Origin of the sequence: Kocuria sp. (assembly GCF_030538595.1) — a bacterium.
Taxonomy (GTDB): domain Bacteria; phylum Actinomycetota; class Actinomycetes; order Actinomycetales; family Micrococcaceae; genus Kocuria.
Genome location: NZ_JAUNTS010000010.1, coordinates 122,355 through 130,599, shown reverse-complemented (window position 1 = coordinate 130,599; position 8,245 = coordinate 122,355). Strand labels below are relative to the sequence as shown.

Genomic DNA, 8,245 nt, shown 5'->3' with positions numbered 1-8,245 from the left:
TCCGAGTTTGGTCGTTTCCAGGGCTTGGAAACGACCAAACTCGGACGCTCGGCAGCAGCAGGGGGTGTGGGGTCAGCGAGCCGCTTCCGGGTTGACCGCATATGGCGGCACCTCACCGCGGGCCATAGCCAGGGCGTTTTCCGCACACATTTCCCCCATCCGAGCACGGGTGGCCCGTTCGGCCGAACCGATGTGCGGCAGCAGGAAAGTGTTGGGCAGATCGGCCAGGCCATCAGCCAAGGCAGGCTCATTCTCGTAAACATCCAGGCCGGCGGCTTCAATGGTCCCGTTGCGCAGCGCGGTGACCAGGGCTTGTTCATCAATCACCGGGCCACGCGCGGTGTTAACCAGCACGGCCGTGGACTTCATGCGTCCCAGCTCCTCGGCCCCGATCAAATGCTTGGTGTCCGGAGTCAGCGGCACATGCAGGGAGATGTGGTCGGAGGTTTCCAGCAGCTCATCCCACGAAACCTGGGTGACCTTGCCTGCCAGGTCACCCAGTTCGTCGTCGTTGACCGGGCGGTCCTGCGGTGGGCGCTGAACGAACACCACTTCCATGCCAAAGCCCAGCGCACGGCGAGCCATGGCCTTGCCGATCCGGCCAAAGCCCGCGATGCCCAGGCGAGTCCCGCTGATGTCCGCGCCCAGCAACAGCTCCGGGGTCAGCCCCGTGAACTCACCGGAGCGCACCATGGTTTCCCCTTCATGAGCGCGGCGCGCGGCGGCCAACAGAAGCAACATGGCGGTGTTCGCCGTGGCATCAGAAAGTACGTCCGGGGTATTGCCCACAAAAATCCCATTGGCGGTAGCGGCTGCGACGTCAATATTGTTGAATCCCACGCCAAAGTTCGCCACCCCCTTCAGCGACGATCCATTGAGCACATCGGCGCTGACCTGGTCGGACAGTTGGGTGATCAAAACGTCATAGCGGCCGCTGTGGGCCACTTCCTTCAGTTCCTCCGGCCCGTAGCCGTGACCGATCTCCACCTCCCCAGCTTCACGCAGCATCTCCTCCGCGGGACCGGGCAGCGGGGCCGTGAATAGGAACGATGGCATGGGATCACCTTTCTGATCTGCTCTGACGAGCGTTCATGCCAGGCGGCTCTGCCCGGCACGTTCCCCTCCAGTCTGTCACCTCAGCCCCCGTGCCCGTTGGGGGGCCACTAAACCTGGAAATACGACGACGCTCCCAAGCGGAGGTGATGACGCGGGACTGTGTGCAGGTGTCCCGACCCGCAACAGTCGGCAACCGCCCCACCAGCCCTGATGTGCTTCTCTATCCTCACTAGGAAGAGCGGGCGAGCACACAGAGGGGCAACGGGTGAACCAGAGTTTGCGAGCGCTTGCGCTGGAGGCGATTGCAGGCTCCCGTGCGCAGGAGGATCCCGACTACCCGTTGTTCCACGTGGCGCCGCCCGTGGGCCGCCTCAATGACCCCAATGGTCTGATGGTGCACCAAGGCGTTTACCACGCGTTCTACCAGTTCAGCCCGTTCCACGGTCGCCGGAAGTTGGTCTACTGGGGGCACAGTACATCCACAGATTTGACTCACTGGGAGAGTCAGGAGCCAGCGATCATCCCGGACTCCTGGTACGACATCAACGGCGCCTACTCCGGCAATGCCATCAGCCACAACGGCACGGTGCACCTGTTCTACACGGGCAATGTGCGACCCTCCGAACAAGAGCGGGACACCCACCAATGTCTGGTCACGTCCACGGACATGGTCACGTTCACCAAGGAGCCCGCCAATCCCCTGATCCCCTCACCTCCCCCGGGCTACACGGAGCACGTCCGTGATCCGCAAGTCTGGCGCGACGACGACGGCACCTTCCGCATGTGTCTGGGCGCCCAGCGCCAGGACCTGACCGGCTGCGCCCTGCTCTACCGTTCCCCCGACCTGATGAGCTGGGAATTCGAGGGTGAACTGCAGTTCCCGGATGCTGCCGGGCTGTACGACCGTTTTGGGTACATGTGGGAGTGCCCATCCCTGATCCGCGTCCCGGATGTCTCCGGTGAGAAGGTCCACGACGTCCTGGTGTTTTGCCCTCAAGGCATCACTCCGCAACGGGAGGGTTTCAAGAACATCTTCCCCACCTGCTACGTGATCGGCCGCTTGGAGGGAACCTCCCTGGTGGACACCGGGGACTTCTACGAGCTGGACCGGGGTTTTGAGTTTTACGCCCCGCAAGCCTTTGCTCACGAGCCCGGCCACGGTGGCCCCACGCTGATCACCGGCTGGGTTGGCAATGCCTCCGAGGACGACCAACCCTCCATGGAGCACAACTGGGTGCACACCCTCAGCGTGATCCGCAAGCTTCAGGTCCGTGACGGTCGGCTGGTACAGACCCCGATTCTGGACACCGCTACAGCCACCGATCTTCTGACCGATCAGCCCCAGGGCCTTCCGGGCAGCGTGGGCCCCAAGGACGCAGTGATCCCCGCACTGCACAACAGTCGGTCATTTGCCCTGAAGTTTCAGGTGACCCCCAGTGCCGCGAATCCACAGAACACAGATCCGGAGGAGGCCTCCTGGCACCTTCGATTGGGCACCTCCTCCCGTCACGTGGACTTCCACTTCACCGGGAGCACCATGACCGTGGACCGTTCCACCACAAGGTATCCGCACGGCAATCACCGCACCGTCACACTGCCTGCCGCAGCGTCCGCGCCGGAGATGGCCCCCGCCGGGCCCCCACCTTCCACGCTGACGGTTGAGCTACTCCACGACCGTTCCGTTACCGAACTGTTCCTGGACGACGGCGCACTGTCCTTCACCATGCGCAGCTACCTGGACGCAGAGGACTTTGCGGTGAGCCTGCAGTCAGCCTCCGGAATCCACATCGATTGGCTCAGCGCAGTCAGCTTCACAGACGACTGAACCGAGCACCCGCAGCAAATAGCCGCCCTGCGCACCACCTTCCACCACAACCATCACACCCGGGACCGCACCAGTCAGACCCCGGGAGAACAGGGGAAAGTACCACATGGATCACTCACAAGTGGCCACTCGGGTCCTCGCCGCCGTCGGAGGGCCGGAGAACATCAACGCAGCGGCGCACTGCGCCACCCGACTGCGCTTGGTTCTCGCTGACCAGGACAAAGTGGACCAGAAGGCCCTTGACGACGACGCCGATGTCAAAGGCACCTTTCTGGCCGGCGGCATGTACCAGATCATCATCGGCCCCGGCGATGTGGACCTTGTTTACGGAGAGATGATCTCCAAAGGTGGAGTCCGCGAAGTCAGCAAGGATGAAGCCAAGCAGGTTGCTGCGGAGAAGGACAATCCGGTCATTCGCCTGATCAAGACCATCGCGGACATCTTTGTCCCGATCCTCCCGGCGCTGATTGCCGGTGGTCTGATGATGGCCATCAACAACGTGCTCACCGCACCGAACCTGTTTGGTGAGCAGTCCGTCGTCGAAATGGTCCCAGCCATAGCCGACTACGCCGAGCTCATCAACATGATCTCGGCAGCGGCTTTCGCCTTCCTTCCGGTACTGATCGCTTTCTCCGCGGTCAAACGCTTTGGTGGCAACGTGTACCTGGGTGCCGCCATGGGTGCCGCCATGGTCAGCCCGAGCCTGGTCAACGCCTACGACTACGGTGCCATGATCGAAGCTGGCGAGGCCATCCCCGCCTGGCATCTGTTCGGCCTGACCGTGGAGCAGGTGGGTTACCAGGCTCAGGTCATTCCGGTGCTGTTCGTCTCCTGGCTGCTGGTGTTCATTGAGAAGCGCTTCCACAAGATCTTCAAGGGCACCGCGGACTTCCTGCTGACCCCGCTGTTCACCATGCTGATCACGGGATTCCTGGCCTTCATCATCGTGGGTCCGTTGACGCGCACCCTGTCCACTGGCATCACGGACGGGCTGTCCTGGCTCTACGAATCAGCCAACCCGTTCGGTGGTTTGATCTTCGGTTTGCTGTACTCCCCGATTGTGGTCACCGGCCTGCACCAATCGTTCCCGGCAGTGGAATTGCCGCTGATCGCGGAGGGTGGTTCTTTCATCTTCCCGATCGCCACCATGGCCAACGTAGCTCAGGGTGCGGTGTGTCTGGCGGTGTTCCTGCGCGCCCGGGACGCCAAGCTCAAGGGCATCTCCGGTGCGTCGTCAGCCTCGGCACTGTTCGGCATCACGGAGCCCGCCATCTTTGGTGTGAACTTGCGCTTGCGCTGGCCGTTCTTCCTGGGCATTGGTGCCGCAGCCATCGGTGCCACGTTGGTGGCCATCTTTGATGTGCGCGCCATGGCACTGGGTGCCGCTGGCCTTGTTGGTTTTGTGTCCATCCGCCCCACGGACATCCCGATGTATCTGGTGATCATGGCCATCACATTTGCCATCGCCTTCACCGCTGCGTTGATCTACGGCTCCACCCGGGGCCGTGCCTCGATCGCCGGAACCACCGGTGAGGACAATTTGGAGGACCAGGAAGCCGCCGCCGAGGCTGCTGCACTGGACGCCGAAGACCAGCATGCTCCTGCCCCCGCTCACGTGGAGATTCCGGAGGAAGCGGCCTTCGACTACGTAGTGGCAGCCCCCGTCAACGGCCAGGCCATCGCTCTGGACCAAGTCAAGGACGAAACCTTCGCCTCCGGAATGCTCGGCCCCGGCGGGGCGATCATCCCCAGCGACGGCCCAGTGGTCTCCCCCGTGGACGGCAAGGTGGTGGTGGCCTTCCCCACCGCCCACGCCTACGCTCTCCGCTCCGAAAGCGGTGTTGACGTGCTGATTCACATCGGAATGGACACCGTGAAACTGCAGGGCGAGCACTTCACACCCAAGGTGGTCAAGGGCCAAGAAGTCCGCCGTGGAGACACCTTGGCGGAGGTCGATTGGGAGGCGGTTGCAGCTGCCGGGTACGACCTCACCACGCCCGTCGTCGTCAGCAACGCCAAGAAACTGGCCGGTGTGGAGACCACCTTCACCCCGGGTCAGATCGCGACTGGCGCACACTTCCTGGAGGCCACACCCAAGCCGGCAGAAGTCGTGGACTGAACCACGGGTTCGGTGGGGAACGCCTCAGAACAGCACAGAGCCCGGGAGTCCATCAGGACACCCGGGCTCTGTGCTGTCACGGAAAGCTCAACCAATGAGGCTCCGCGGCAAGATCAACCGATCAGATGATGGAGGCTGCTCCGGAACGGGCCTTCTCCAAGCGCTGTGCAACGTCTGCCCAGTTGACCACGTTCCACCAGGCCTTGACGTAATCCGGCTTGACGTTCTGGTAGTCCAGGTAGAAGGCGTGCTCCCACATGTCCAGCTGCAGCAGCGGGATGGTGGCCACGGGCACACCGTTCTGCTGGTCATACATCTGTTCGATCACCAGGTGGCCACCAATGGGTTCGTAGGCCAGGATGGCCCAGCCGGAGCCCTGAATGGTGGTGGCAACGGCGGTGAACTGCGCCTGGAAGTTGTCAAAGGAGCCAAAGGCGTCATCAATGGCGGAAGCCAGTTCGCCATCGGGGCGTCCGCCGCCGTCCGGGGACATGTTCTTCCAGAACACGGAGTGGTTGATGTGGCCACCCAGGTTGAACTGGAGGTCCTTGGAGAGCTTGGCGGCACCGGCAGCATCGCCGTTGGCGCGGGCCTCCTCCATCTTCTCCAACGCAGTGTTGGCACCGGTCACGTAGGTGTTGTGGTGCTTGGAGTGGTGAAGCTCCATGATGCGCGCGGAGATGTGGGGCTCAAGTGCGGCGTAGTCGTAATCGAGCTCGGGGAGAACAAACTTCTCAGCCATATCAAAGCCTTCCTGTGGAAATCTGACTCTTCAATCCAAACGAGTTCAGACCCCAAAGGTCAAGGCCGTTCCGCCACCAGCGGAGGTGGTGTCACACAACGCCTCAGCTGCGCTGTGCCCGGCGCGGGATACAGCGGATCCATACCCAGCCGTGGGCCTCCAACAGCACCCCGTTGCGCAGGTCCACGGTGGTGTCTTCCTGGAGCAACGTGGCCCGCGACTGGAATCCGGAGAGTGTTTCACCGGTCACGTATTGACCCCAGTCAGAGAAGTTTGCCAGGCACAACACCACACTGCCGTCGCTTCCGGGCCGCTGGTAACCCAGGACAGGTTCGTTGCGGGTGTCAAAGTCAATTACCGTCTGCCCGTCAAACTCCGGTGCGCCGGCGCGGATCTGAAGCATGCGCCGGATGGAACCGTAGAGCCGCCCGGATACGGAGAACAGGTCATGACGGGAGTCAATCACGCTGGCTTCCACCCGGGGACGGTGGGACCACCGAGGATCGGTTTCATGCCCGGGCTCCAGGGACCACAGAGGGTCGTCCAGGACACCGAGTTCATCACCGAGCCACAGTTCCGGGACACCTCCCAGAGAGAAGGCCACCGCATGGGCCAACAACACCCGGTCTGCTCCCGGGCCTGCTTCATGGCGCACACCGGCCAAGGAAGCTGCCGTTCCACATACAGCTGCACCGATACGCCCGGAACGTGAAGGGACAGCGGGGTTGGCGGCAAAAGAACCTTCATAGCGGCCTGAATAGAACTCGCCCAAGAACCGCCGGTGCGCATCCGGGTTCAGCCCGGCCGCAATGACAACGTCATCGGAAAAAGACCACTGCAAAGCATCGTGATTACGCACCGGCTGCAAATAGCCCTTGCCGGCAACAGGACCGCCGTGGCTTCGGATCTCCTGTGTCAGCAGGGAGGCATCCCGGGTGGCGATGGAACTCCAGATCAGCGCTGCCCGGTCCAAACCCTCGGCCACATGAATTCCGCCCCCGGCAACCCGTAGCTCCGCGGGGTCATTGGATTCCAAGACCACGGAGGGCGCCACAATCTGCAGCACGTTGGCCAACGCACGCAATACCTGGCGTCCGCTGCCCAGCACATCCGGGTTCCCCGGCACCGCACCCCACAGGTGCCAGGGGGAACCCACACGCAGCACTTGGGCACCCAGCCCCGCCACGTGCAGCATTTCCCCGGCCATGGCCAGGAATACCCGCGGGTTAGTCCAGTCCAAATCCCACTGGTGTGCGTGTTCGGAGGTCCGCACACGACGTCGATCACCGGGGTCCGTAGGCACCACACGTTCCCAAGCCGGTCCCTGTGCCCAGACAGAACGTTGCGAGGCATCCCCCGTGGGGCCATCCGGTTGAATGCGGTAGAACTCTTCAAAAAACGAATTATGGCGAGCGGCCGCATTGGCCCACGGATGATCCGGCGCCGTGCGGGAGAGCACCACGTCCAACATGAGGGAGATGCCGTTCTCCTGCAGATACTCGCCCAGATCAGCCAGCTCCGTGATGGTTCCCATCCGAGGGTTGCTGGAACGGTAGGAGGCAACGGAAAATCCGCCGTCGTCAAACGATTCGGATGCCAGGAATGGGGGCAGTAAGCGCAGGTGGGTGACGCCAAGATCTTTGAGGTAGGGAATCCGTTCCCGGATGCCCTGAAAGCCCCCGGCCCAACGGTCCGCGTAGCACGCGGCCACTACGGCGTGCCGTGAGTTCCACCAGGGAGCCAGGTGCTCCCGATCCGAATCCATGCCCCGCAGATAATCTGAACGCGCCAGCCAGGAGTTGGCCAGCAACGAACCCAGGTCACCAATCACCCGCCCCAGCTCATCCGGGGCCACGTGTGCCCCATAGAGCTGGCTGAGGGAGCGGATCAACGGCTCCAAGTGACGGTCCAGGCGGCGTTGAAACTCAGCACGCTGCCCCAAGTCATCAAGGTCGACCTGCTGCAACCGAGTCAGTGCGATCTCCAGCAGGTTGTCCAGGGAAGGGTGCTCGGACGGCTCAGAGTCACTACCCGGCAGAGCGGACAAGGCAGCCAAGTCCTCCACCTGGCGGCGCAAAGCGGCTGAGTGGCTGCGCGCGTTCTCCTGGTCCTCGGAACCTGGTTGGGGTAGGAGGTAGCTCACGCTGAACGAATCAGCGGCGGCCTCATACTGCGCGTTGGTGGTAATCGTGACTCCCTGGAACCGGCCGCAAAGCAATGCACACTACTTTGCGGCGTACCGAGCTCAGGATCGTCATTGACTCCGAGATGATCTTTATTCGGGACAGCTTTCCCTGAGTACACCGGGGTGCCCCGGGTACACCGAGCCCATCCACTATCACGGAACGGGCTTCCAACTGCCTGATTGTGGCTCATCTTAGTGAAGCAGTCTGGTTTTTGCAGGTTGGCCTGTGAGCAGCGCACATGAGCTTCCCCAAGACCGGGGATTTGTCCACGTAAACGTCTACAAATCCCCGGTCCACAGGACATCCACACCGATCCA

5 protein-coding genes are annotated in these 8,245 nt (G+C 62.5%); 2 read left to right on the top strand and 3 right to left on the bottom strand.

The window, feature by feature from the left end; all coding sequences use genetic code 11:
• Nucleotides 1–72: 72 nt before the first annotated feature.
• Nucleotides 73–1,056 (bottom strand): 2-hydroxyacid dehydrogenase, encoded by a 984-nt coding sequence (locus tag Q4G32_RS09840; protein ID WP_303351057.1) that lies wholly within the window; start codon nucleotides 1,054–1,056, stop codon nucleotides 73–75.
• A gap of 265 nt (nucleotides 1,057–1,321) precedes the next feature.
• Between Q4G32_RS09840 and Q4G32_RS09835 the strand changes: the two genes are divergently transcribed.
• Nucleotides 1,322–2,881, top strand: coding sequence for a glycoside hydrolase family 32 protein (locus tag Q4G32_RS09835; RefSeq protein ID WP_303351056.1), 1,560 nt, complete (start codon nucleotides 1,322–1,324; stop codon nucleotides 2,879–2,881).
• A gap of 106 nt (nucleotides 2,882–2,987) precedes the next feature.
• A complete protein-coding gene (locus Q4G32_RS09830) occupies nucleotides 2,988–5,000 on the top strand; it encodes a sucrose-specific PTS transporter subunit IIBC (RefSeq protein ID WP_303351054.1) in 2,013 nt (670 codons plus the stop codon).
• Between the two features lie 121 nt (nucleotides 5,001–5,121).
• On the opposite strand, the gene Q4G32_RS09825 is transcribed toward Q4G32_RS09830, so the two are convergent.
• Together Q4G32_RS09825 and Q4G32_RS09820 are read right to left on the bottom strand one after the other, a co-directional pair.
• Entirely contained in the window at nucleotides 5,122–5,742 is a 621-nt protein-coding gene (locus Q4G32_RS09825) for a superoxide dismutase (RefSeq protein ID WP_303351052.1), read from the bottom strand.
• A gap of 103 nt (nucleotides 5,743–5,845) precedes the next feature.
• A complete protein-coding gene (locus Q4G32_RS09820) occupies nucleotides 5,846–7,885 on the bottom strand; it encodes an alpha-amylase family glycosyl hydrolase (protein ID WP_303351051.1) in 2,040 nt (679 codons plus the stop codon).
• Nucleotides 7,886–8,245: the final 360 nt, after the last annotated feature.

Excerpts from the sequence above, each read along its gene's own strand:
- Q4G32_RS09840 (WP_303351057.1), bottom strand. The coding sequence starts at position 1,056 with ATGCCATCGTTCCTATTCACGGCCCCGCTGCCCGGTCCCGCGGAGGAG.
- Q4G32_RS09830 (WP_303351054.1), top strand. The coding sequence starts at position 2,988 with ATGGATCACTCACAAGTGGCCACTCGGGTCCTCGCCGCCGTCGGAGGG.
- Q4G32_RS09825 (WP_303351052.1), bottom strand. The coding sequence starts at position 5,742 with ATGGCTGAGAAGTTTGTTCTCCCCGAGCTCGATTACGACTACGCCGCA.